This is a genomic window from Pseudomonas tensinigenes (genome assembly GCF_014268445.2).
Lineage (GTDB): Bacteria > Pseudomonadota > Gammaproteobacteria > Pseudomonadales > Pseudomonadaceae > Aquipseudomonas > Aquipseudomonas tensinigenes.
Map to the genome: position 1 here is coordinate 5,070,048 of NZ_CP077089.1, position 24,361 is coordinate 5,094,408.

Below are 24,361 nucleotides of genomic sequence, written 5' to 3' on the forward strand. Positions count from 1 at the left end.
GTACCTTGAAAGAACACCTCGGTCAGTCCCCTCTCCCTCTGGGAGAGGGTTAGGGTGAGGGCTTCTAAGGATTCACACAGATCTCAAGACGAGGCAAAAACCAAAGCCTCAGGCACATCGATATCCCACAGCACACCTGGGTCATCGACGGCAATCTCCACCACCCTACCCTGCTTGAACAAAGGCCGAGCCCCACGATCGCCGCTCAACCCCTGCAACCCCAAACCAAACGACCGCCCAAACCCCACCGGATGGCCAAACTCGCCATCCTGCACCGGCACGCTCACCGCATCATCTGCAATGGCCGCGACCACCCGCTCAATCGTCGACGACAGGATAAACGGCATGTCTCCAAGCACAATCAACCAGCCATCGGCGTCCGTACAAGCGGCGACACCAGCGGCAATGCTGTCACCCATCCCGGTCGACTCGATCGAGACCACGTCACAGCCATAAGCCTGCGCCATGCGCATCGCCTGTGGCCGCGCCTCAGTCGCCACCAACAGACGCTTATCAAGATCGGCCGGCAGATTCACCAACACCTGCTCGATCACCGAACGCACCGCGCCATCACGCCCGGTGCAGTCCGCCAGCAACTTGTCTTTGTCGGCACCTGCCACCTGGCGAAAGCGGCTGCCCTCGCCTGCAGCCAGCACAATTACCGCAATGGATCGACTCATGCGTCCTCCAGTGTTTTCTTCTGCTTCAGCTCGACACCGTTCTTGATCGCGACGATCTCTGCCAGCAAGGACAAGGCAATTTCCGCCGGCGAATGACTGCCAATGTGCAAACCGATCGGACCATGCAGCCGACCGATCGCCTGTACCGACAAGCCTAGCTGAGCGAGATTTTCCCGGCGCTTCTGGCTGTTGACTCGAGAGCCGAGAGCGCCGACATAGAAGGCCGGAGAATCAAGCGCCGTGAGCAGCGCCATGTCATCCAGACGCGGATCGTGAGTCAACGCGACAATTGCTGTGCGCTCATCGGTCTGGATGCTCAACACCGCGTCATCCGGCATGCCCGGGACGAAGCGACCGTGATGCTCTTCCCAGCCGTAGACAAACTCGGTACGCGGGTCGCAGATCAGCACTTCGAAATCCAGCAGTCGCGCCATGTCCGCGACGTAGCGCGACAACTGGCCTGCGCCGATCAACAGCAGACGCCAGCGCGGACCGTAAATGGCGCGCAGGGTTTTGCCATCGAATTCCAGCGCATCGCTTTTGCTCGCTGGTGACAGAAGCACTTCACCGGTGTCGATGTTCAATTCGCGAGCGACAATCTCGTGGGCCTCGCAACGGGCCAGCAATTCAGCGACCCACGCCGGATCGCCAACGCGCTCTTCGGTCAGGCGCAACGTACCGCCGCAAGGCAAGCCAAAGCGCGCCGCCTCCTCTCGCGTGACGCCATAAGTAATCAACTGCACCGGCGGCCCGTCGGTGGCGATGCGGCCGTCGTGCAGACGGGCGATCAAGTCATCCTCGACACACCCGCCCGACACCGAACCAATCACCACGCCATCCTCGCGCAACGCCAACATGGCGCCAGGCGCACGCGGCGCCGTGCCCCAGGTCTGCACCACGCTGAACAGCACCACCCGCTGTCCGGCGCGGCGCCACTCGAGGACACTGCGCAGGACGTTGAGGTCGACGCTGTCCATCAGGCCTCCGCCTTCTGCCAGCCCTGCAACTGATAGCGCACCGGCAGGTTGCGAATACGCTTGCCGGTGGCGGCGAAGATCGCGTTACACAAGGCCGGAGCAATCGGTGGCACGCCCGGTTCGCCGACACCGCCCAAGGGCACGTCGCCCGGTGGCGTCACCAGATGCACGGCGACTTCCTTCGGTGCCAGCGACATGCGCGCCACTTCGTACATGTGGAAATTGTCCTGCTGCACTTTGCCGTCCTTGAAGCTGATTTCCCCCAGCACGGCATTGCCCAGGCCCATCACACAAGCGCCTTCGAACTGCGAGCGAATGCGCTCGGGGTTGATCTGCGGCCCGCAATCGACGGCAATATCAGCCTTGTGGACGATCAGCGTGCCGTCGTCTTTGACCTCGACTTCAATCACCGCTGCCACATAGGTGACGAAGCTGTAGTGCACCGCCAGGCCAAGACCCCGACCCTTAGGCAGTTTGCGCCCCCAACCGGCAGCCTTGGCGGCAGTTTCCAGCACGGTGCGCATGCGTCCGGTGTCGATCGGGTACCGCTCGGGAGATTCACCGTAGTTCCACTCTTCGCTCAAGGTACGCGGGTCGATCTGCCGGTCCGCGCCGAGCAGTTTGATCTGGTACTTGAGCGGATCTTCGCCGGCCTTGTGTGCCAGCTCATCGACGAAACTCTGGATCGCGAAACCGTGGGGAATGTTCGACACCGAGCGATACCAGCCAACCCGCGTGTGCACGGACGCCTCGGGGTTTTCCAGGCGCACATTGGGAATCGCGTAGGCCATGTTGGTGAAACCCATGCCCAGCTCGAATGCTGCTTCATGGTTCATGCCCGGCGCGAACAACGCAGTGATGCTCGGTGCCACGGTCCGATGCAACCAGCCGGACGGCATGCCGTCCTTGCCGACGCCAGCCTTCAAATACTCGGCGGACACGGTGTGGAAATACGAGTTGTGGATGTCATCCTCACGCGTCCACTGCACCCGCACGGCTTTGCCGGGAAACTCTTTGGCGAGAATCGCTGCTTCAACGACGAAGTCCGGTTTCGATTTGCGGCCGAAACCACCGCCAAGCAAGGTGACGTTGAAGGTGACATTGTCGAACGGCAGCCCAAGACGCTCGGCAATGCGCTCGCGGGTGACTTGCGGCGCCTGACTCGGCGCCCACGCTTCGCAAACGCCGTCCTTGTAACGGGCGATGGCGACCATTGGCTCCATCGGCGACTGTGCCAGATGCGGCAGATAGTACGACGCTTCGAGCGTACTCGCGGCGCCGCTCAGGGCCTTGTCGATATCGCCGGTGTTGCGCACCACTTTGCCGGGTTTCAGCGAGGCGGCTTCCAGTTCCTTGCGATAAGCAATCGAGTCGTAACTGGCGTTCGGGCCGTCATCCCATTCGATTTTCAGCGCTTCGCGGCCCTTGATCGCCGCCCAGGTATTGCTGGCGACGACTGCCACGCCACCCAACGGCTGAAACTCCGAAGGCAGCGGCCGACTTTCGATCTGCAGCACTTTGAGCACGCCGGGGACTTTCAGTGCGGCGCTGTCATCCACTGATTTGACCTTGCCGCCGTAAACCGCCGGACGGGCGATGGTCGCGTACAACATGCCATCGAAATGCACATCGGCGCCAAACACCGCACGACCGTTGACGATGTCGGCGCCGTCGATGGCTTTGCTGCCTTCCTTGCCGATGTAGCGAAACTCCGACGGCTGCTTGAGGCGCAGACTGTCACGCGCTGGTACTGGCAACGCACTGGCTGCGGCGGCGAGTTCGCCATAGCCGAGCTCACGACCGGACGGTTTATGGATGACTTTGTGCAACTGCGCGTGGCATTCGCCGACCGGCACTTTCCACTGCGCGGCCGCCGCTTGTTCGAGCATCGTCCGCGCCGCCGCGCCGCAACGCCGCATCGGCTCGTACCAGTGACGCATGCTGCGCGAGCCGTCGGTATCCTGATTGCCGAAGCGAACTTCATCACCCGGCGCCTGCTGCACTTTGACCTGGGCCCAGTCGGCTTCCAGCTCATCGGCAACGACCATGGTCAGACTGGTGCGCACGCCCTGGCCCATCTCGGAACGGTTGCACACCACGGTGACCGTGCCGTCGGCGGCGATGCTGACGTAGACCTTCGGATCATCAATCCAGCCGTTGGGCATGCCGTCGGCGCCGAACTGTTTCGGTTTTTCTTCGGCCAACGCATCCTGCCAGCCCCAACTCGCCGCCAGCACCAGCGCACCGGTGGCGCCGACGCCCTTGAGGAAACCGCGACGACTCAAATTGCCAAGGGCGAAATCATTCGGAAGTCGGCTCATGCTTTCGCCTCCTTCAGATGCGTGGACGCCTGACGGATAGCGGTTTTGATCCGGTTATAGGTGCCGCAGCGGCAAATGTTGCCGACCATGGCTTCTTCGATCTGCTCGTCGCTCGGATTCGGATTGGTCTTGAGCAATGCAGTGGCCGACATGATTTGCCCGCCCTGACAGAAACCGCATTGCGCTACAGCCGTGTCGAGCCAGGCTTGCTGGACCACCTGGCCGACCGGGTCAGCGTGCAGGTTGTCGATGGTGGTGACGTTCTGGCCGACCACCGAACCGATCGGCGTGATGCAACTGCGCGCCGGCAAGCCATCGATATGAATGGTGCACGCGCCGCACAGACCCATGCCGCAGCCGAATTTGGTGCCGTTGTAACCGGCGACATCACGAATCGCCCACAACAGCGGCATGTCTTCAGTGACATCGAGGGGATGGTTTTGACCGTTGAGTTTCAGGGTAATCATGGGCACGCCCGCATATTTTTAGTGGTTATGGGGTCGAGCAATCTGCCGCCATTGAATCGGCGGTGGTTCACGCAGATCGACTCAGGCTAATCAGGCTCTCTTGTGCCGACGCGAACGTCTGCACCGGGCCTTTGGTGGAGCAAATAACGGTTATCGTTAGCTCGCTAAGTTAACCCAGCATTAACGAAAAAGCCCTGCTGAGACAGGGCTTTTCAGTTATGAGCTTTTAGCTACAAGCTGCAAGTAAATGCAGTAGCTGGCTCACCATCAAGATTGTAGCTTGCTGCTAGAAGCTTGAAGCTCGCCGCTGCTTCAATACCGATTGGGCTCCATTTCCAGCTCGACATTGAAACGTTCGGCAATGTCTTTCTGGATGCGTTGCGCCAGATCGAGCAATTGCAGACCGGTCGCGGCGCCGTAGTTGACCAACACCAGCGCCTGCAATTTATGCACGCCGGCATCGGCCTCACGGAAACCTTTCCAGCCGGCGCGCTCGATCAACCAGCCAGCAGCCAGTTTCATCTGCCCGTCCGGTTGCGCGTATGCCACCACGTCCGGGTGCTGCGTTTTGATTTGCGCGACGACGGCCGCCGATACCAGCGGATTCTTGAAGAAGCTGCCGGCATTGCCGAGCACCGTCGGGTCCGGCAGTTTTTCACTGCGGATGCTGCAAATCGCGCGACTGACATCGGTCGGCGTCGGCTGCTCGATGCCCTGCTCGGTCAGGCGCTGGCGCACCGGGCCGTATTCCAGATGCAGGTGCGCGACGCGATCCAGTTTGAAGCGCACGCGCAGAATCAACCAACGCCCAGGCTGCTGCTTGAACAGGCTGTCGCGGTAGGCGAAGTTGCATTCTTCGAGTGTAAAGTCGCGTAGTTCGCCGGTCTGGCGATCCAGCGCGGTGAGCCCGGCAAATACATCCTTGATCTCGACACCGTAGGCACCGATGTTCTGCATTGGCGCAGCGCCGACGGTGCCGGGAATCAGGCTGAGGTTTTCCAGTCCGGAAAAACCCTGCGCCAGCGTGTATTGCACAAACGGATGCCAAGGCTCGCCGGCTTCAGCTTCGATCACCACACGGTCGCCGTCATCGCTGATCACGCGGATGCCACGGGTGGCCATGCGCAGCACCAACGCCGCAATGTCGGCAGTCAGCAGCAAATTGCTGCCACCACCGATCACCAGCAACGGCACGTCGTGCTCGGTGGCATACGCCAGCGCTTCACGGACATCGGCATCGCTGTGAGCTTCGGCGAACAGTTGCGCGCGCACATCCACGCCAAAACTGTTGAACGGTTTCAGGGAAACCTGCGGTTGCACCTGCAAACTCATAACCGGCCCTTCACTTCGATCAACAATTGGTCGCAAGCCGCTTCGATCAGATCCAGCACCTGCTCGAAACCCTGATCGCCGTCGTAATACGGATCCGGCACTTCATCGACCAGCCCGGCATAGCGGCGCAGAAACAGGTCCAGCTCGGCTTTACCGGTGGACGGCTGCAACGCCTTGAGGTTGCGCAGGTTACTGTTGTCCATCGCCAAAATCAGGTCATAACTGGCGAAATCGGCACGGCTGACCTGCTGCGCGCGTTGCGCCGACAGGTCATAGCCGCGAACTCTGGCGGCGGCCTGGCTGCGTTTGTCCGGCGGGTTGCCGACATGCCAGTCACCGGTGCCGGCGGAGGCCACTTCGACCTGATCGGCCAGCCCCGCTTCACGCAGTTTGTGCCGCAACACGCCTTCAGCGGTGGGCGAACGGCAAATGTTGCCCAGGCACACAAACAGAACGCGCATCAGGCCCCCAGCAGGCGACGAACGCGCTCGAGGTCTTCGACGGTGTCGACGCCGGTTGGCGGTGCGATCAGCGCATCGGCGACATGAATCCGCACGCCATGCCACAGGGCACGCAGTTGTTCGAGCGATTCAGTGTTTTCCAGCCAGCACGGGCCCCAGCTGACGAAGTCCTGGAGGAAACCGGCGCGGTAGGCATAAATGCCGATGTGACGACGGTACGGCACACCTTCGGGCAATTGCTCACGGCTCTTGGCAAAGGCATCGCGCGCCCACGGCAAAGTGGCACGGCTGAAGGTCAGCGCCAGACCGTGGAGGTCGCTAACGACCTTGACCACGTTCGGGTTGAACAGGGTTTCCACGTCCTCAATCGGCTCGGCCAGCGTGGCCATGCGCGCTTCGGTGTGGGCGGCCAGATTGGCGGCAACCTGATCGATCACGCTCGGTGGGATCAGTGGCTCGTCGCCCTGCACGTTGACCACGATCGCGTCGGGCTCAAGACCCAATTTCGCCGCGACTTCGGCCAGACGATCGGTGCCGGAATTGTGGTCTTCACGGGTCAGCACCACTTCGGCGCCAAAGGCCTGGCAGGCCTCGACGATGCGCGCATCGTCAGTGGCAACCACCACACGAGTGGCGCTGCTTTTGCTCGCCTGTTCCCAGACGTGCTGGATCATCGGCTTGCCGGCGATATCCAGCAGCGGTTTGCCCGGCAAGCGGGTCGAGGCGTAACGCGACGGGATGACAACGGTGAAGGCAGTGGTCATTTATCCAGGCGCTCGTCGGTGGTCAGGGTGCGGGCTTCGCTTTCGAGCATCACCGGGATGCCGTCGCGGATCGGGTACGCCAGACCGGCGCCCTTGCTGATCAGTTCGGTCTTGTCGGCGCTGAGCTTGAGCGGGCCTTTGCAGATCGGGCACGCGAGGATGTCGAGCAATTTGGTGTCCATGAACTTTCCCTGATAAATGAGTTAAGGCAAAAGCCGATCGGGCAACAGGCGCATCAGCTGTGTGTCGAACCAGGCCACGAAGGCCGGCGACGGCACGGCATCGACCGCCAGATACCACCAGTCGGCAGCAGCGAAGGCACGGCACTTCACCGCGTCCTTTTCGGTCATCACCAATGGCAATGACGGTGTGAAATTCAAGGCCTGCATGCTGTATTCAGCGTGGTCGGCAAACGCATGGGGGACTGCGCGCCAGTCTAGCGCTTCGAGGGTATTGAAGAAACGTTGCGGATTGCCGATCCCGGCGACGGCGTGGACGCTCTGACCCGGCGGAAAATGCTCGAGCGATTTGCGCTCGCCACTGCGCAGATTGACCAGCGCGGTGGGTTGCAGACGAAAAGCGAAACCGTCGTCGCGATCTTCGGTGGCACCGTTGAACAGCACGCCGTCGACGCTTTGCAGGCGTTCGATCGGCTCGCGCAAAGGCCCGGCGGGCAGGCAACGCTTGTTGCCGAGGCCGCGAGCGGCGTCGATCAACACCAGCTCCAGATCCCGCGCCAGACGATAGTGCTGCATGCCGTCATCGGAGAGGATCAGATCCAGCGGTTCGCTGGCGAGCAAGGCTTTGACGGCGGCGCTGCGATCGGGGTCGATCATCAGCGGCACGCCGGTGCGCTGGACGATCAGCAGCGGTTCGTCGCCGGCGATATCGGCGGTTTGATCGGCCTCAACACGCCACGGCAGCTGTGGTGGTTTGGCACCGTAGCCACGGCTGACCACGCCGACACGCAAACCGCTGCGTCGGCAATGTTCGATCAACCAGAGAATCATCGGCGTCTTGCCGGTGCCTCCCACAGTGATATTGCCAACCACGATCAACGGCACCGGCGACTGATAAATCTCGCCTTCGCCATCGAGAAAGCGCTGGCGTTTACCCACCACCACGCGGCGATACAACATTTCCAGCGGCCGCAGCAGCGTCAGGGCCGGGTGCCCCTGATACCACGCGGCGAGCAAACGATCGGACAGGCTCATCAGGATTTGGGCGCCGCCTCGACCGTGGTCATGCGCAGATGGCTGAAACCGAGCTTGCCGGCCGCGTCCATGGCGGTGATCACGGATTGATGCTGCGTCTTGCCGTCAGCACTGATCGACAACGGCATGTTGGTATCGCCGTTGGACTCTTTCTGCATGGCTTCCATCAATGTCGCCAGATCGTTCTTCGGCAGAATCTTGTTGTTCACCGAAAACACGCCTTCGGCGCTGATGGCCACGTCGATCTGCTTGAGCTGCTGGTCTTCGGCCGGGGAGCCGCTGACCGCCTCCGGCAGGTCAACGCGCAACTGGGTTTCGCGAGTGAACGTGGTGGTCACGACAAAAAACAGCAGCAAAATGAACACCACGTCGATCAGCGACGCGAGGTTGATGTCGATGGTTTCCCGAGGCTTGCGACGGAATTTCACACCCGGCCCTCGGCCAGATCGACGTCACGGTCGCCCTGCACCACTTCAACCAGTTTGATCGCTTCCTGCTCCATGCCCACCACCAGTTCATCAATGCGGCGTTGCAGGAACCGGTGGAAGAACACTGCCGGGATACCGACCATCAGGCCTGCAGCGGTGGTGATCAGCGCTTTGGAAATACCACCGGCCAATACCGAGGCATTGGTGGTCATGCCGGAACCGGTGAAGGCGCTGAAAATGTCGATCATGCCTAACACGGTGCCCAGCAGACCGAGCAACGGCGACATGGCGGCAATCGTGCCCAGCGCGTTAACGTAGCGCTCGAGCTCGTGAATAACGCGGGCGGCGGCCTCTTCGATGCACTCTTTCATGATCTCGCGACCATGTTTGGAGTTGGCCAGGCCCGCCGCGAGGATTTCCCCCAGCGGCGAATTGGCGCGCAATTCCTTGAGTTTTTCTTTATTGAGCTGCTTGTCCTTGATCCAGACCCAGACCTGACCCAACAGATGCTCGGGGGTGACGCGACTGGCGCGCAGGGTCCACAGGCGCTCGGCGACGATCGCCATGGCCGCGATGGAGCTCAGAATAATCGGCAACATCATCCAGCCGCCGGATTTGACCAATTCCCACACAGTGACAGTCCCCTCGAAAAAGTGCGCCACTTTACCATACCGATCCGCGATTAAGACCCGCCGCCCCGACGACCGTGATGTGGCATCCATGCTGGCACCGATCAACGGGCGAGTGCCGGCGGATCGCGCCAGAAACGCCGCTGTTGACGCATCGTCCACGGCGGTTTGAAGCGGCCCAGTTGCAGATGAATGGCGCCCTGCTCGGCGCTGTCGTAAATGTGCAGGCCCAGTTTGCGGTAACGCGCCAGCACGGTTGGGTGGGGATGGCCAAAGGAGTTGCCATGGCCTCGCGAGATCAGCACAGACTCCGGCTTCAAGACTTTGAGCAGCGCCATCGACGATGAACTGCGGCTGCCATGATGAGGCGCTTGCAGCCATTGCGTCGGCACGGCCAGTGAACCGTCGAGCAGCACGCGTTCGGCATGGCTGTCGATGTCGCCGGTCAGCAGCAGTCGCTCACCATTGGCCTCGATCTGCAATACGCAGGAACGCTGATTGCTGTCGTGAGCGTCCGCCCACTGCCAGAGTTGAAAACGCACGCCGTCCCATTGCCATTGCTGCCCACTAGCGCAGGCTTCGGCACCCAACTGCGCAGGCAGTCCCGCCGGGTCACCGCTGATCACTTGATCGACGGTCAAACCACGAGTGATCGCCAAAGCGCCGCCAGCGTGATCGGCGTCCGCATGGCTGAGCAGCATCAAATCGAGTTTTTCCACATTGAGTTTGCGCAATGCGGGCAGCACCACCCGCTCGCCGAGATCGAAATCGCCAAAACGCGGCCCGGCGTCATACAGCAGCGCGTAATGACGGGTGCGGATCAGGATGGCCAGGCCTTGACCAACATCGAGTTGCCAGATATCGGCCACCCCTTCATCCAGGCGCTCGCGTGGCGGCACAACCAATAGCAACAGCAATGGCCAGCCCAGCGCACGCATCGGCACGCCGCGCGGCAACAGCAACAACACGGCACCGAGGCTGCCGAGCAACCAGACCCAGCCCGGCACGGCGGCGGCTGTCCATGCCGGCCACTGCCCGGCAATCACCGCCAAAGCGCGAAACAGCGCGTCGATCAAACCGCCGGCCAGCCACAAAAGACCTTCCCCGACATGCGGCACCGGTAACATCAGCGTGCCGAGCAGTGCCGGCGGCAACACCACGAGGCTGACCCAAGGCACCGCCAACAGATTTGCCAATGGCCCGCTCAGGCTGATCGGCAGATTCAGTGCCAGCAACACCGGGCACAGACCGATGGCTATCAACCATTGCGCCCGCGTCCAGGTTTGCCACCAACGCCACCCACCCAAGCGGCCACCAAAGGTAAAAATCAACACTGCTACGGCCGTAAAGGACAACCAGAAGCCGGGGCGCAGGCTGGCCAGGGGATCGAGCAAAAGCACCGCATTGAACGCCAGCAGCAACGGCCACCACGCACCGAGATGGCGAAAGCGCAGGCGCCACAACAGCACCAGCCCGACCATCACGCAGGCGCGCTGTACCGGTACGTCGAAACCGGCAAGGAGGCCATAACCGAGCGCAGCCGCTAATGCCAGGCCGCAGGCCCACGGCAGCCAGGGCCAGCGCAGCGGCCACAGGCCAAAGCGGGCCAAGCCGGCGACCAGCATGTACATCAACGCCGCCAGCAAGCCGATGTGCTGGCCGGAAATCACCAACAAGTGCACGGTGCCGGTGTCCTGCAGAATCTGCCAGTCCTCGCGACTGAGCCCCGAGCCATCGCCCAGCACCAGCGCCGCCAATGCCCCGGCCCGCCCCTGTGCGTCCACCTCGAGCAAACGCTGCCGAATACTGTCGCGCCAGGCCCAGCGTGCCTCGCTCAGGCGTTGGCCGTCCTTGATCGTGCCGGTCGCACCGATGCGTTGCGCCAGTAGCCACGCCTCGTAATCGAAAGCGTCTGGATTGAGCAAACCACCCGCACGCTTGAGCTTGACCGCCAGACGCCAGCGCTCGCCGCTGTTGACCGGCGGCCCGCCGTACCAGGCCAGGCGCATCAGCGGTGGCAGTTTTTCGTGACGGGAGAGCGCATCAGCCAATTCGAAACGCACCACGCCGTCGCTATTCTGCGGCAAGCCGATCACCCGCCCTTCAACCCACCGGGTTTCGCCATCCAGCCCGGCCGGCAAGCGATCATTCAACGCCCACTGCGCACCGACACTGGCCCACGTGAAGCCAAACAGCAAAAACGCCAACGGATAGCTGCGAAACGGCAGCAACATCAAAGCCACGACCGGCAATAACAGCATCAACCAGACCGGCGGTAATGCCGACATAAAAACCGGGGCCAGCAGACCGACTGCGAGCGCCATCATCCCTGTGCGCATAAGCCCGTCCTTGAGAGTCCTACGCTTAGGCATAGCGGGTGTCGGGCACGGGCGTCGTCAACAATTGTCACAAAGTCTGAATGGGCGCTTCGTAGAATCCAGACATACTTGCCGCCTTAACCGACCGAGAAGCCTTATGCCCCGGCGCTTATTCAAACGTTACATGCCCGACCCGACGAGCATCAGGGAACACAAATCCTTACGCTTTCTCGGCAAGTTGCTGCATGACCCGAACCTCTGGCACCTCAATCGTCACTCGGTCGCACGGGCGATGGCGGTCGGCCTGTTCGCCGCATTCCTGCCGATTCCGGCGCAGATGCTGGTGGCCGCCGCACTCGCCGTCATGGTGCGGGGGAACATGCCGATTGCAGTCAGCCTGGTGTGGCTGACCAATCCAATCACCATGCCGGCGGTGTTTTTCTGCACTTATCAGGCCGGGGCGTTTTTGATGGACGTGCCCGCCCGGCATCTTCCGGATGAGCTGACCTGGGAATGGATCAGCGGCGAATTGTCGACGTTGTGGCAGCCGTTTCTGCTCGGCTCGGTGGTGGTAGGGCTGGTGCTTGGCGCCCTCGCCTACTGTCTGGTGATGATGTATTGGCGCTGGTGGGTCGCGCGGCAATGGGCGCGGCGCAAGAAAAGCCGCATGCGCTGAATGCAAAACGGCCTCCGCAGTGGGAGGCCGTTTTGATTTGTGGCGTCTGTATTCGCGAGCAGGCTCGCTCCCACATTGGATCTTTGTTGTACCGAAGATCCCTTGTGGGAGCGAGCCTGCTCGCGAAGAAGTCGATGCGGTTCTGGATCAGGTACGCATCCCGCGCCCACTCACCAGCAACCGCGCACAACCGAGATACAACACCACCGTCGCCACCAGCATAAAGGTGATCGCGATGCCGATGCGGATATCCGAAACACCCAGAATGCCGTAACGGAAAGCGTTGACCATGTGCAGTACCGGGTTGGCCAGCGACACGGTCTGCCAGAACGGCGGCAGCAGCGTGATCGAGTAGAACACCCCGCCCAGGTACGTCAGCGGCGTCAGCACAAAAGTCGGGATGATCGAAATATCATCGAAGTTGCGCGCAAACACGGCGTTGATAAAGCCCAGCAGCGAGAAGATCGTCGCCGTCAGTACTACCACGAGGATGGTCACGCCGAGGTGATGCACCTGCAAATGGGTGAAGAACAGCGACAGAATCGTCACGATCACGCCGACCATCAGACCCCGCAACACGCCGCCAATGGTGAAGCCGATCAGAATCGTGTGCGGCGACACCGGCGAGACCATCAGCTCTTCGATGGAGCGCTGGAACTTGCTGCCGAAGAAACTCGAGACCACGTTGCCATAGGAGTTGGTGATCACCGACATCATGATCAGCCCCGGCACGATGTACTCCATGTAAGTGAAGCCACCCATGTCGCCTATCTGGCGACCGATCAGATTGCCGAAAATCACGAAGTACAGAACCATGGTGATCGCCGGCGGCAGCAGCGTTTGCGGCCAGATCCGCGTGAAGCGTTTGACCTCGCGGTAAACAATGGTCTGCAGGGCGACGAGGTTGGGACGGAATTCGGAACTCATACCGCCACCTTCGACAGATTTTTCTCGACCAGGGACACGAACAGCTCCTCGAGGCGATTGGTTTTGTTACGCAGGCTCAATACTTCGATGTTCTGCTGCGCCAACTGGGTGAACAACGCCGTGATGCCCATGGATTTGTCGACCTGGACTTCGAGAGTGTGCCCGTCGATCAACCGGGCCGGATAGCCGAGCAATTGCGGCGCGGCGTTCAAGTCGTTTTTCAGGTCCAGCAGGAAGGTTTCCACGTGCAACTGGCCCAGCAATTGTTTCATGCTGGTGTTCTCGACGATGGTGCCGTGGTCGATGATGCCGATGTTGCGGCACAACTGCTCAGCCTCCTCCAGATAGTGCGTGGTGAGGATGATGGTGATGCCTTTCTGGTTCAGCTCGGTGAGGAACGTCCACATCGAGCGGCGCAGCTCGATGTCGACGCCTGCGGTCGGTTCATCGAGGATCAAAAGACGCGGTTCATGCACCAGCGCACGGGCAATCATCAGACGCCGCTTCATACCACCGGACAACGAACGCGACGGCACATCGCGTTTGTCCCACAGGCCCAATTGCGTCAGGTACTGCTCGGCGCGTTCCTTGGCGATCTTCGCCGGAATGCCGTAGTAACCGGCCTGAGTGACGACGATGTCGAAGGTCTTTTCAAACTGGTTGAAGTTGAATTCCTGCGGCACCACGCCGATCGAGCGCTTGAGCTGCGCAGGATTCTTGTCCAGGTCATGACCGAAGATATTCACCGTGCCGCTGGTCTTGTTCACCAGGGTCGAGAGAATGCCGATGGTCGTGGATTTGCCGGCACCGTTGGGGCCGAGCAAGGCGAAAAAGTCACCTTCGGCGACGTCCAGATCGATACCACTCAAGGCCTGGAACCCGTTGCCGTAGGTTTTGGTTAGCTGCCGGATGGACAGAGCGGAACTCATATCTGATTTACGCACCATTGAAGGGAAAAAGGAGACGGCGGCGAAGGATCGAACCGCAGCGCAAGTGCGCAATGGTGCTTGCCGCCGCCGTACAAGTACAGTCAAGTGTGTCGATAGTAGGTATTAAGTCAACGCGGTCATGACGGCTTTCTGGTAGGCCGGACGCTGCTTCAGGCGCTCGTACCAGGCTTGCAGATGCGCTTGCGGGGCGCGTTCGATGGGCATCTCGAACCAGGCATAAATGAAACTGCCCAGTGGAATGTCGCCCATGCCGATTTCTTCACCAGACAGGTAAGGTTGGCTGGCGAGCGCCTGATCGGCCATGTTGAGCAGCTCGCTGCATTCCTTGATCGCTGCGTTGATGGCCGTCCAGTCCTGCTTGTCCGCCGGCGTGCGCAGGACACCCCAGAACACTGTGCGGAAGGGGCCGGCAAAACTCGACGTGGTCCAGTCCATCCATTTGTCGGCGATGGCGCGAGCTCGTGGATCGGCCGAATACCAGTTGCTGTCGGGCGCATGCCTGGCCAGCAGATAGCGAACGATGGCGTTGGATTCCCACAGCATAAAACCGTCGTCCTCGATCACCGGCACCCGGCCGTTCGGGTTCATCGCCCGGTACTCGGGTGTGTCGACGACGCCGAATGCGCCACCGGCATCAATCGCCTCGTAAGCCAGACCGAGTTCCTCGGCGGCCCACAATGGCTTCCTGACATTCGATGAGTTTTTCCGTCCCCAGATCTTCAGCATGACCGCCTCTTTTCAAATGAGTGGGCAGGCAGCATACGCCGGATCAGGTACGGCTCAAATCACTCTGCATATCGCCGAGCAATGCCGGCTGCAGATCAGTGAACAGATGCGGATAGCACTTTTGCAGATGCTCGAAGAAGAACGTTTCCGGCACATCGGCGAATTGACCGTGATCGACCAGATACTCCATCAACTGCGCCCCGTCACGGTTGAACGGATGAAAAACGCTGTCGTTGATGCCATCGAATTCCAACGGAGCGACGTTGAACAACTCACACAGTTGCTGATTGAACGCCGGTGTTGCCTTGACCCAGCGATCATTGAGGAACAGCTCGGTGTAACCGTGCATGGCGAACATGTCGCTCTTCAGCAGTTCAAGCAGGCGCGGGGTCGACAGGTGATTGCGCACATCGGCCAGACCGATCCGCGCCGGGATCCCGCAATGCCGCGCGCAGCCCGCCAGCAGCGTGGCTTTCGGTACGCAATAACTCTCCCCCGTCGCCAACGCATAGCTGCCGCGCAAGGTCTGCGGATCGCGGCTGAAGGTGTACGGGTTGTAACGCACCGCCTCACGCACGGCGTAATAAAGACTGATCGCCTGCTCGAGCGGATCGCGGCTAGCACCCCGATGTTGTTCGGCGAACTCCACCACCGCCGGGTGGTCACTATCGATGAAGCGGCCGGGACTCAGATACTCGTGCATGACGACAACCTCCTGGGTGAGCCCCGAGTCTAGCGACAGCTTCAGCACAGAGATAACGACGTTTCGGCCAAACTTGGACGCAAAGACGCGGGATCGGCGAACGATTTCCCACGCGTGTTGCCCACCGAACCTACGAAAACCATCCGGGGTTTCCCACGATTTCAATCACCTTGGTCTGACCACCCGCTTTTACAGATGCCGTCTAAGCTCTGGAGGGTCGATTTGCCTTGGTTCACGGAGGACTGAATATGCTGTTGTTGTGGATACTGGTTTTGATCGTCGGCGTGGCGTATCTCGCCCACCGGCGCATCGCCCCGCTGCCAGCGCTGGGCATCGTTGCCGTCTACCTGCTGGCGATGGGTATTTTCAGTCATGCGCCGGGCTGGTTATTGGCGGTGTTGTGGATCTTGCTGGCGGTGGTCGCCGCACCGTTGGTGCTGCCTGACCTGCGCCGCAAACATTTCACTGCGCCGCTGTTCAACTGGTTCCAGAAAACCCTGCCGCCGATGTCGCAGACCGAACGCGACGCGATCGATGCCGGTACCGTCTGGTGGGATGGCGAGCTGTTCAGCGGCCGTCCGGACTGGGACAAACTGCTGGCCTATCCGAAGGTGCAACTGAGCGAAGAAGAACAAGCGTTCATCGACGGCCCGACCGAAGAGCTTTGCGCAATGGTCACTGACTGGCAGATCGGCCAGTCGATGGACCTTCCCCCGGAAGCCTGGACGCACATCAAGGAACACGGTTTTTTTGCCCTGATCATTCCGAAAGAATTCGGCGGCAAAGGCTTTTCTGCTTACGCGCACTCGCAAGTGGCAATGAAACTGGCCACCCGCAGCGGTGACCTCGCCTCCACTGTCATGGTGCCGAACTCACTCGGCCCGGCCGAACTGCTGCTGCATTACGGCACCGACGAACAACGCAATCACTACCTGCCGCGTCTGGCCCGGGGCGATGACATTCCGTGCTTTGCCCTCACCGGCCCGCTCGCGGGTTCCGATGCCGGGGCGATGCCCGACACCGGGATCATCTGCAAAGGTCAGTGGGAAGGTCAGGAAGTCATCGGCCTGCGCCTGAACTGGGAAAAACGCTACATCACCCTCGGCCCGGTCGCTACCCTCCTCGGCCTGGCTTTCAAGGCCTACGACCCGGAACATCTGCTGGGCGACAAGGAAGACCTCGGCATCAGCCTGGCACTGATCCCGACCGATACCGCCGGTGTGGAAATCGGTCGTCGCCACCTGCCATTGGGCGCGGCATTCATGAACGGCCCGAATTCCGGCAAGGATGTGTTCATCCCGCTGGACTTCCTTATTGGCGGTCAGGAAATGCTCGGCAAGGGCTGGATGATGCTGATGAACTGCCTGTCGGTCGGCCGTTCGATTTCGTTGCCAGCCGTCGGTACCGGCGCGGCGAAATTCACCAGTCTGGTCACTGGCCAGTACGCGCAGATTCGTGAGCAATTCAACGTGCCGCTGTCGGCGTTCGAAGGTATTCAGGAGGCCATGGCGCGCATCGGCGGCAACGCGTGGATGATGGACGCGGCGCGGATGCTCACGGCTAACGCGGTGGATCTCGGCGAGAAACCCTCGGTGCTGTCGGCGATCCTCAAATACCACCTCACCGAACGCGGCCGTGAGTGCATCAGCCACGCCATGGATGTGCACGGCGGCAAGGCGATCATCATGGGCCCGAACAACTACCTCGGGCGCAGCTGGAACGGTGCGCCGATCTTCATCACCGTGGAGGGCGCGAACATCCTCTCGCGCAACCTGATGATCTTCGGTCAGGGCGCGATTCGCTGCCATCCATTTGTGCTCAAGGAAATGGCGCTGGCGGGGCGTGAGGACAAGGATCAGGCGCTGAAAGAGTTCGATGGCCTGCTGCTCAAACACATCGGTTTCGCCGTAAGCAACGCGGCCAGCACGCTGGTGCTGAACCTCGGTTTCGGTCACTTCGAACACGCGCCGGGCGACAAGATCAGTCAGGGATACTTCCGTGCACTCAATCGTCAGGCGGCGGCGTTCGCCATGCTCGCCGACTTCAGCATGATGCTGCTCGGCGGCGAACTGAAACGTCGTGAACGTCTGTCGGCACGTTTGGGTGATGTGTTGAGCAACCTGTATCTGGCCTCTGCCGCGCTCAAGCGTTATCACGATCTGGATTCGCCGGCCTACATGGAACCGCTATTCCGTTGGGCGATGGAAGAAAGCCTCGGCCAATCGGAGCGGGCACTGGATGAGTTGCTGCGCAACTTCCCGAACAAAGTGTTCGGTTGTCTGTTGCGAGCCATCGTCTTCCCGTTCGGTCGTCGTCACAAAGGCCCGTCGGACAAACTCGGCGCCGAAGTGGCTGGCATCATTGGTCGCGCCAAGGGTGATCCGGCGCTGGAAGAACTGCTTGCCGGTTGTTATCGCCCGCAGTCGGCAGACGATGCCGTCGGCGCGCTGCAACACGCCAGCGATCTGCTGAATGCCGCGCAGCCGTTGCACAAAAAACTGCACACCTCGCTGAAAAGCGGTCAGGTCAAACCGGTCGCGGGCGAACACGCCATCGATGCCGCGCTTGAAGCTGGAGTATTGCAACCGGTGGAAGCGCAGAGTCTGCGCGATGCCGAAGCGGCGCGACGCAAGGTGATCGATGTCGATGATTTCGACAAAGAGGAGTTGATGCTGGCAGAGGGCAAAGTCCGCTGATCCTGACAAGCATGTCCAAGAGGGCGCAGGAGCTTTATACTCCCGCGCCCGTTTTGCTCTTGAGGACTTATCTCGTGTCCAACGTCGTTGCCGATCATCTTGTTTTGCTCGACCACCTGCGCAGCATCCTGGTCGCCGTAGGTGAGGCCGAACAGGTTCCCGAAGAAAGCCATGCCCTGTTCCTGGAGCGCTTCGACGAACTGCTCGCATCGCTGCCGATCGATCCGATCGAAAGCCAGTACCTGGGCCAGGACATCCTGACTCAAGTGATTAGCCGTTACCCGCAGATCGCCCACCTGATCCCGCGCGATCTGCTGTGGTTCTTCGCCGGTGACTGCCTGCACTACCTGTCCGATGAAGAGATCGACCTGTATCAGGCCCTGGAAGAGCGCCGTTACGAAGCTGAACAGAACGACGAACCGTTCGACTGGAATCAGGAAAAACAGCTGCTGGCGATGTCCGCTCAGGACAGCAAGCACTGATTTAACTGTTTGGTTGAAAATCAAAAGATCGCAGCCTTCGGCAGCTCCTACAGTGGACTCACGCAATCCCCTGTAGGAGCTGCCGAAGGCTGCGATCTTTTGCTTCTGCGTTACAGCAATCCCTCGCTTTCCGGTAATTCATACGCCATGGCTGCGTTACTCGCACCACCTGACTTGCCCGGCTTGCTCAAGGTCGGCTCTTTCTGCAGACACTCCACCAGATAGTCGATAAACACGCGCAACTTGGGTGGCAGATAGCGCGTCGGCGAATGCAGCAACCACAGTCCGCCATGGTAGGACGCCAGAAAGGTCCAGTCCGGCAGCACCTGCACAATCAACTTCTGCTCAAGTGCGTAACGGGCAGTGAAATACGGCAGGCTGCCAATGCCGATGTGCTGCAACACCGCACCCAATCGCACACCGGTGTGATTGGCGGCATAGCGACCGCGCACACCCACCGTTACCGCTTTGCTGCCTTTCTTGAATTTCCAGCGTGCATCGCTGGGGGTTTCACCCAGATAAATACAGCTGTGATTGAGCAAATCATGAGGGTGAGTCGGGGTGCCGTACTCGGCCAGGTACTGCGGCGTGGCACAGAGCAAATGATCGATGGTCAGCAATTGCCGCCCGACCAACCCGGCCGGTGGTCGATCCGTAATACGAATGGCCAGATCGACATGGTCGTCGATCAAATCAACCTGGCGATCCTCCAGTAGCAACTCGACATCAACCTTGGGATAACGCCGCAGAAACTCTGGCATGTGCGGATGAATCACAAACCGCCCGACTGCTTTTGGCACGCTGACCCGCACCAGCCCTTCCGCGTCATGGGTGAACTGGCCACTGATTTCCATCACTGACTTGGCCGCGCTTACCATCTCCTGACAACGCTTGAATACCTCTTCGCCGCCATCACTCAAACGCAGCTTGCGCGTAGTGCGCTGCAACAGTCGCGTGGCCAAGGCTTTTTCCAGCCGCGAAATACTGCGACTGACCGCCGACGGCGATGAACCCAGTTGCCGAGCCGCTTCAGAAAAGCTGCCGGTTTCCACGACCTTGACGAAGATTGCCATCTCACCGAGCAGCGGGAGCGGAAGATTTATGCTCACAGCGCACAAGTCCTTTGATGTTTTAACGGATTATCACGTTATTACACGATTCATATAATAAAAATAGAAATTTAAATAAGGGCATGGAATATGACGCTTCGCCTCTTTTTCCATAGTGATGACCTCAAGGCTAATGTAGAAGTCCTCGACTGCACGCCCCACGAGAACGAATTTGCGGTGGTGCTGCGCGCCACCCTGTTCCATCCGCAAGGGGGTGGCCAGCCCTGCGATACCGGCTGGATCGATGAGAGCCAGGTATTACGCGTCGTACAGGAACCGGACCGGATCGTTCATTACGTCGACCGCCCCGTAAAGCTTGGCATGACCTGTATCCATGTCGATGGAGAACGCCGCAGCTTCAACACCCGTATGCATTCGGCCGGCCATCTGATCGGACATTTCGTTCAGGCCATGGGCTGGATGCCGATCAAGGCACACCACTGGCCGGATGAAGGTCGAGTGCAATTCAAACCCGGCGAAGCTGCGCAGGAAGTCGATACCGAGACCGTTCAAACCGGGATCGACCACTGGATCGAGCACGACCTGCCCCGCCTGACCTCGCTACGCGAAGGTGCGCGGGAAATCGGTTTTGGTGAACTGCCCGCCTATGGCTGCGGCGGCACCCATGTACGTAGCCTGAAGGATCTGGGCACAGTCACGATCGCGTCCCTTTCGCAGAAGAAAGGCACGTTGTCCGTCCACTACAGCGTGGATTGAGCATTTCGGGCGCTGCCTCACGCAGCGTCCGACGCCGGGGGAACCGCATTCGCCGGTTCCGTTGACTATCGATAGATGGACCTAAAAACAATGATGCTAGACGTCGAGCGTCTCGATGAGACGTGCATAAAAAAACTGGCCAACGAAGAAGTCCTCGCCATCCGCGTCAAAGGTTTTCTGCCTGAGCCGCTGGCCATTCAGATTGGCAACAAAATTCTTGCTCCAGGTTTTGAGGGTTACATCAACGCACCGAGCATCGGCCGCATCGGCATGGCTTTTTATGAGGCGGAAAACCAGCCGTTACTGATCGAAGACTACTTCGAACGCGCCACCAGCAACATCGCGGAATTGCGCAATCGCTGCGCCCCCTATTCGTCACCGATCGATACCTTGCGCTGCATGCTCGACGAATCCTGGCCGGCCGGCGCACACCTGGAAAATCTCTACGGCCGGAAAATGTATGTCGGCCTGTCGCGAGTAGTGAAACCCGGCGTGTGCTTCCTGGCCCATCACGACATCTTCGCCAAGGACGCCCCGGACAGTTTCCAGGCCCGCAGCCTGGAGGCGCAGTTCGCCTGCAACGTCTATCTGAACATGCCGACCGAGGGCGGTGCGCTGCAGATGTGGGACGACGACATCACCCCGGATCAGTTCGACGAGATGCGTGGCGACAGTTACGGCATCGAACCGGCGCTGCTCGGCCCACCCGCGCTGGAAGTCCGACCGCAACCCGGCGATTTCATCATGTTCAATTCGCGTCGCATGCACTCGGTGACCCCGGGCGTGGCAGATCCGCGCTTGAGCCTTTCCTTTTTTGTCGGCTATCGCGGCAATGCTTCACCCCTGACCTACTGGAGCTGAGATGTATTCGAATTATCTGGGCGAGTTTCTGGCGCTGGCTACTATTCACTTCCTGGCTGTGGTTGCTCCCGGCCCGGACTTCGCGGTGACTATTCGCCAAAGCGTACGCTTCGGCCGACTGGTGGGGATCTGCACGGCGCTGGGTATTGGCGCGGGGATTTCCGTACACGTGCTGTACACGCTACTGGGCGTGGGGGCATTGATGCACACGACCCCTTGGTTGTCGACCGTCGCCAAACTGATCGGCGGCGCTTACATCCTGTATTTGGGTATCAGTCTGCTGCGCAGTAAACCCAAATCGGCCCTTGAAGGTGAGAAAAACAGTGAGGAGCCGGTGGTTGCACAAACCTTGTTCAAAGCCTTCAGCACCGGTTTTCTGACCAACGCAACCAACCCCAAGGCCACGCTATTTTTCCTGGCCATCTTCACCACAATCATCAGCGCTGAAACACCTCTGCAAATCCAGGCGTTCTATGGTTTGTGGATGTGTTTTGTAAACGCGCTGTGGTTCGTGATCGTGGCGCTGTTTTTCTCGAGCAGCAAAGTACGCCTGCTGTTCATGCGCATGGGACATTGGTTCGAACGCACCATGGGCGTAGTGCTGATTCTGTTTGCCGGCCGCCTGATGCTGTCCTGGTAGGCAGACGCAAAACGCAAAAAGGCCCGCCGAATCGCTTCGACGGGCCTTTTTCTGCATGACCTGATGGCACAACCACAAATCCCGCGCATACAAAAACGCCGCTCTATTGAGCGGCGTTTTTGTGAATATGGAGCGGGAAACGAGACTCGAACTCGCGACCCCGACCTTGGCAAGGTCGTGCTCTACCAACTGAGCTATTCCCGCAATGGCGTCCCCTAGGGGACTCGAACCCCTGTTACCGCCGTGAAAGGGCGGTGTCCTAGGCCACTAGACGAAGGGGACACAGGCTACAACTTTCACTAATAAAAACGCCGCTCACGGAGCGGCGTTTCTAGAATTTGGAGCGGGAAACGAGACTCGAACTCGCGACCCCGACCTTGGCAAGGTCGTGCTCTACCAACTGAGCTATTCCCGCAAATGGCGTCCCCTAGGGGACTCGAACCCCTGTTACCGCCGTGAAAGGGCGGTGTCCTAGGCCACTAGACGAAGGGGACACGCTACCCGGAACACATGGTGTGTGTTTCGGTGTCCAGATCCGCATCCGAAGACTTGGTTCTGGTTTCACTCAGCACCGCCCGAAGGCACTGCTGTTTAAAATTGGAGCGGGAAACGAGACTCGAACTCGCGACCCCGACCTTGGCAAGGTCGTGCTCTACCAACTGAGCTATTCCCGCATTGGCGTCCCCTAGGGGACTCGAACCCCTGTTACCGCCGTGAAAGGGCGGTGTCCTAGGCCACTAGACGAAGGGGACACACTACAACATTCACTCCCTGCCGCGCTTCGCTGTGTGCTTTACGCTGCAAGTGGCGCGCATTCTATGGATGGATTGAGAGGTCGTCAACCCCTTGATATAAATTTATTTAAATCAATGACTTCGACCTGCTTTACGGCAGCAACCGGGCTTTTCCGTCGCCCGACGATTGACGCCTATATTCCGCCACTCGCCAAGACGTTATAGTCCACCGCACAGTGATGGCAATCTGCACCCGCAGCGCCAGCATTCATATAAGCAGCGTGCGGCCGATACAGATTGAACCTGCCGATCCAACCAGTCGAGCGGCGCTAGGCGGTTAAATGCCCAGCCACTACACTCGCATGCGAACCCTATAAAGAGGTCTTACCGGTGACACCACTCATGATCACCCTGCTAGTCATAGCCGGGATCGCAATTCTGATCGCCATTGGCTACATGAACCATGTGGTGGAAAACAACAAACTGGAGAAGGCCCGTACCAAGGTCGAACTCAACGACCGCCTGCGCCGCTGCGGCGAACTGACCGAGACCTTCCCGGGCCAGTTCATGACCCCCGCACTCAAGCTGCTGCTGACCCGTCTGGAACTGAACGTCTGTCAACGTCTGTTGAACCTGGAAAAAACCAGCGCCACCACCAAAGCGCGCATCACCGAACTGAGCGCACTGGTTGCCCAAGGCGAATCGATCCCGGTCAACAACCCTCCGGCGCCAATCCTGACCGAAGCCAAAGCCAAAGACGTACGCTTCCTGCTCGAAGCCCTTCACGGCCAAATCACCCGCGCCGCGCACGATGGCTTCCTGCCACCGAACGAAGCCAAACACTGGATCCGCGAAGTCCGCCACATCCTGGTGCTGCTGCATATCGAATTCTTCAACAACCTCGGCCAACAGTCCCTGCAACAAAACCAGCCCGGCCAGGCCCGCCTCGCCTTCGAACGCGGCGTGCAATACCTGCGCAAACAGCAGGATCCACAGGTGTATGCAGAACAACTGCAATACCTGGAAAAACTGCTGGCCCGCGCCAACGCCCAGGTCATGGACAAGATTGCACCGGTTGAGGGTGAAGAGAACCAACTGACCGCCGGCCTCAAAGATGCCGAGGCCGATGCCGACTGGAAGAAGAAAGTGATTTACGACTGATTGCAAATGTTGAAAAAGAAGCCACCGAGAGGTGGCTTTTTTGTAGGTTTGCGGGAGTGAACCTGATAGAAAACCGGTGAATGTGAGGCCGCTTTCGCGAGCAGGCTCGCTCCCACATGGTTTGAGTACATTCGGCAGAGATGGGTTGGCTGCCAGACCGCTTTCGCGAGCAGCCTCACTCCTACAAGGGGGCTGAGCACATCTGACAGAGATGGGTCGCCTGTCAGGCCGCTTTCGCGAGCAGGCTCGCTCCTACTAGGGGGCTGAGTACATCTGACAGAGGTTGGTCAACTATCCGGCCGCCATCGCGAGCAGGCTCACGCCTACATTGGGACTGAGTACATCCAATAGAGGATTGGTCGGCTGTCAGGCCGCCTTCGCGAGCAAG

The 24,361-nt window shown here is 59.9% G+C and carries 24 protein-coding genes and 6 tRNA genes; 7 read left to right on the forward strand and 23 right to left on the reverse strand.

Features of this window, described 5'->3' with window-relative positions; all coding sequences use genetic code 11:
- Nucleotides 1-83 precede the first annotated feature (83 nt).
- The 12 genes from HU718_RS22410 to HU718_RS22465 form a co-directional block, all read right to left on the reverse strand.
- The gene (locus HU718_RS22410) at nt 84-680 is read right to left on the reverse strand and encodes a nucleotidyltransferase family protein (protein WP_186613765.1); all 597 of its coding nucleotides are present in this window, start codon (nt 678-680) and stop codon (nt 84-86) included.
- Nucleotides 677-1,657 carry an XdhC family protein gene (locus HU718_RS22415; protein ID WP_186613763.1) on the reverse strand — a complete coding sequence of 327 codons (981 nt, stop codon included), beginning with the start codon at nt 1,655-1,657 and terminating at the stop codon, nt 677-679. The genes HU718_RS22410 and HU718_RS22415 overlap by 4 nt, the downstream gene beginning before the upstream one ends.
- Nucleotides 1,657-3,978, reverse strand: coding sequence for a xanthine dehydrogenase family protein molybdopterin-binding subunit (locus tag HU718_RS22420; RefSeq protein WP_186613760.1), 2,322 nt, complete (start codon nt 3,976-3,978; stop codon nt 1,657-1,659). The genes HU718_RS22415 and HU718_RS22420 overlap by 1 nt, the downstream gene beginning before the upstream one ends.
- On the reverse strand, nt 3,975-4,445 hold the full coding sequence (locus HU718_RS22425) for a (2Fe-2S)-binding protein (RefSeq protein WP_186613759.1): 471 nt from the start codon (nt 4,443-4,445) through the stop codon (nt 3,975-3,977). Before HU718_RS22425 ends, HU718_RS22420 begins: the two co-directional genes overlap by 4 nt.
- A 312-nt stretch (nt 4,446-4,757) precedes the next feature.
- Nucleotides 4,758-5,777 (reverse strand): UDP-N-acetylmuramate dehydrogenase, encoded by a 1,020-nt coding sequence (gene murB / locus HU718_RS22430; RefSeq protein ID WP_186613756.1) that lies wholly within the window; start codon nt 5,775-5,777, stop codon nt 4,758-4,760.
- A complete protein-coding gene (locus HU718_RS22435) occupies nt 5,774-6,238 on the reverse strand; it encodes a low molecular weight protein-tyrosine-phosphatase (protein ID WP_186613754.1) in 465 nt (154 codons plus the stop codon). Before HU718_RS22435 ends, murB begins: the two co-directional genes overlap by 4 nt.
- Complete coding sequence (gene kdsB / locus HU718_RS22440; RefSeq protein ID WP_186613752.1) at nt 6,238-7,002, reverse strand: 3-deoxy-manno-octulosonate cytidylyltransferase; 765 nt, start codon at nt 7,000-7,002, stop codon at nt 6,238-6,240. The genes HU718_RS22435 and kdsB overlap by 1 nt, the downstream gene beginning before the upstream one ends.
- Nucleotides 6,999-7,184, reverse strand: coding sequence for a Trm112 family protein (locus tag HU718_RS22445; RefSeq protein ID WP_003174668.1), 186 nt, complete (start codon nt 7,182-7,184; stop codon nt 6,999-7,001). Before HU718_RS22445 ends, kdsB begins: the two co-directional genes overlap by 4 nt.
- A gap of 21 nt (nt 7,185-7,205) precedes the next feature.
- Nucleotides 7,206-8,216, reverse strand: a complete 1,011-nt coding sequence (gene lpxK / locus HU718_RS22450; protein WP_186613750.1) for a tetraacyldisaccharide 4'-kinase — start codon at nt 8,214-8,216, stop codon at nt 7,206-7,208.
- Complete coding sequence (locus HU718_RS22455; RefSeq protein ID WP_007908223.1) at nt 8,216-8,644, reverse strand: ExbD/TolR family protein; 429 nt, start codon at nt 8,642-8,644, stop codon at nt 8,216-8,218. Before HU718_RS22455 ends, lpxK begins: the two co-directional genes overlap by 1 nt.
- The gene (locus HU718_RS22460) at nt 8,641-9,276 is read right to left on the reverse strand and encodes a MotA/TolQ/ExbB proton channel family protein (RefSeq protein ID WP_038364506.1); all 636 of its coding nucleotides are present in this window, start codon (nt 9,274-9,276) and stop codon (nt 8,641-8,643) included. The genes HU718_RS22455 and HU718_RS22460 overlap by 4 nt, the downstream gene beginning before the upstream one ends.
- A 101-nt stretch (nt 9,277-9,377) precedes the next feature.
- Nucleotides 9,378-11,612, reverse strand: coding sequence for a DNA internalization-related competence protein ComEC/Rec2 (locus HU718_RS22465; RefSeq protein WP_186613749.1), 2,235 nt, complete (start codon nt 11,610-11,612; stop codon nt 9,378-9,380).
- Between the two features lie 136 nt (nt 11,613-11,748).
- On the opposite strand from HU718_RS22465, the gene HU718_RS22470 reads away from it, so the two are divergent.
- Nucleotides 11,749-12,267 carry a DUF2062 domain-containing protein gene (locus HU718_RS22470; RefSeq protein WP_007908202.1) on the forward strand — a complete coding sequence of 173 codons (519 nt, stop codon included), beginning with the start codon at nt 11,749-11,751 and terminating at the stop codon, nt 12,265-12,267.
- Nucleotides 12,268-12,414: 147 nt separating this feature from the next.
- Here HU718_RS22470 and HU718_RS22475 read toward each other — a convergent pair whose 3' ends face one another.
- From HU718_RS22475 to HU718_RS22490, 4 genes are all read right to left on the reverse strand, one after another.
- Nucleotides 12,415-13,194 (reverse strand): ABC transporter permease, encoded by a 780-nt coding sequence (locus HU718_RS22475; RefSeq protein ID WP_007908200.1) that lies wholly within the window; start codon nt 13,192-13,194, stop codon nt 12,415-12,417.
- Entirely contained in the window at nt 13,191-14,123 is a 933-nt protein-coding gene (locus tag HU718_RS22480; RefSeq protein WP_150731190.1) for an ABC transporter ATP-binding protein, read from the reverse strand. The genes HU718_RS22475 and HU718_RS22480 overlap by 4 nt, the downstream gene beginning before the upstream one ends.
- 123 nt (nt 14,124-14,246) lie before the next feature.
- Nucleotides 14,247-14,870, reverse strand: coding sequence for a glutathione S-transferase family protein (locus tag HU718_RS22485; RefSeq protein WP_186613747.1), 624 nt, complete (start codon nt 14,868-14,870; stop codon nt 14,247-14,249).
- A gap of 43 nt (nt 14,871-14,913) precedes the next feature.
- Nucleotides 14,914-15,573, reverse strand: coding sequence for a transglutaminase-like domain-containing protein (locus tag HU718_RS22490; protein WP_186613745.1), 660 nt, complete (start codon nt 15,571-15,573; stop codon nt 14,914-14,916).
- A gap of 248 nt (nt 15,574-15,821) precedes the next feature.
- Here HU718_RS22490 and HU718_RS22495 point away from each other — a divergent pair, with 248 nt between their 5' ends.
- Together HU718_RS22495 and HU718_RS22500 are read left to right on the forward strand one after the other, a co-directional pair.
- Nucleotides 15,822-18,269, forward strand: a complete 2,448-nt coding sequence (locus HU718_RS22495; protein ID WP_186613743.1) for an acyl-CoA dehydrogenase — start codon at nt 15,822-15,824, stop codon at nt 18,267-18,269.
- Between the two features lie 74 nt (nt 18,270-18,343).
- Nucleotides 18,344-18,751 carry a PA2817 family protein gene (locus HU718_RS22500; protein ID WP_039760212.1) on the forward strand — a complete coding sequence of 136 codons (408 nt, stop codon included), beginning with the start codon at nt 18,344-18,346 and terminating at the stop codon, nt 18,749-18,751.
- Between the two features lie 110 nt (nt 18,752-18,861).
- Here the strand turns inward: HU718_RS22500 and HU718_RS22505 are convergent, their stop codons facing one another.
- Complete coding sequence (locus tag HU718_RS22505; protein WP_186613741.1) at nt 18,862-19,860, reverse strand: LysR family transcriptional regulator; 999 nt, start codon at nt 19,858-19,860, stop codon at nt 18,862-18,864.
- Between the two features lie 90 nt (nt 19,861-19,950).
- On the opposite strand from HU718_RS22505, the gene HU718_RS22510 reads away from it, so the two are divergent.
- The 3 genes from HU718_RS22510 (at nt 19,951) to HU718_RS22520 (ending at nt 22,078) form a co-directional block, all read left to right on the forward strand.
- Complete coding sequence (locus HU718_RS22510) at nt 19,951-20,577, forward strand: alanyl-tRNA editing protein (protein ID WP_186613739.1); 627 nt, start codon at nt 19,951-19,953, stop codon at nt 20,575-20,577.
- 90 nt (nt 20,578-20,667) lie between these two features.
- Nucleotides 20,668-21,438 (forward strand): 2OG-Fe(II) oxygenase, encoded by a 771-nt coding sequence (locus tag HU718_RS22515; RefSeq protein WP_095120600.1) that lies wholly within the window; start codon nt 20,668-20,670, stop codon nt 21,436-21,438.
- A 1-nt stretch (nt 21,439) separates the two neighbouring features.
- Entirely contained in the window at nt 21,440-22,078 is a 639-nt protein-coding gene (locus HU718_RS22520) for a LysE family translocator (RefSeq protein ID WP_186613737.1), read from the forward strand.
- A gap of 128 nt (nt 22,079-22,206) precedes the next feature.
- On the opposite strand, the gene HU718_RS22525 is transcribed toward HU718_RS22520, so the two are convergent.
- From HU718_RS22525 to HU718_RS22550, 6 genes are all read right to left on the reverse strand, one after another.
- Nucleotides 22,207-22,282 (reverse strand) — tRNA-Gly (locus HU718_RS22525).
- A gap of 2 nt (nt 22,283-22,284) precedes the next feature.
- A tRNA-Glu gene (locus HU718_RS22530) sits at nt 22,285-22,360 on the reverse strand.
- Nucleotides 22,361-22,417: 57 nt separating this feature from the next.
- A tRNA-Gly gene (locus HU718_RS22535) sits at nt 22,418-22,493 on the reverse strand.
- A 3-nt stretch (nt 22,494-22,496) separates the two neighbouring features.
- Nucleotides 22,497-22,572 (reverse strand) — tRNA-Glu (locus HU718_RS22540).
- A gap of 104 nt (nt 22,573-22,676) precedes the next feature.
- A tRNA-Gly gene (locus tag HU718_RS22545) sits at nt 22,677-22,752 on the reverse strand.
- A gap of 2 nt (nt 22,753-22,754) precedes the next feature.
- Nucleotides 22,755-22,830, reverse strand: a tRNA-Glu gene (locus HU718_RS22550).
- Nucleotides 22,831-23,214: 384 nt separating this feature from the next.
- Between HU718_RS22550 and HU718_RS22555 the strand changes: the two genes are divergently transcribed.
- Complete coding sequence (locus HU718_RS22555; RefSeq protein WP_038364524.1) at nt 23,215-23,973, forward strand: hypothetical protein; 759 nt, start codon at nt 23,215-23,217, stop codon at nt 23,971-23,973.
- Nucleotides 23,974-24,361 lie beyond the last annotated feature (388 nt).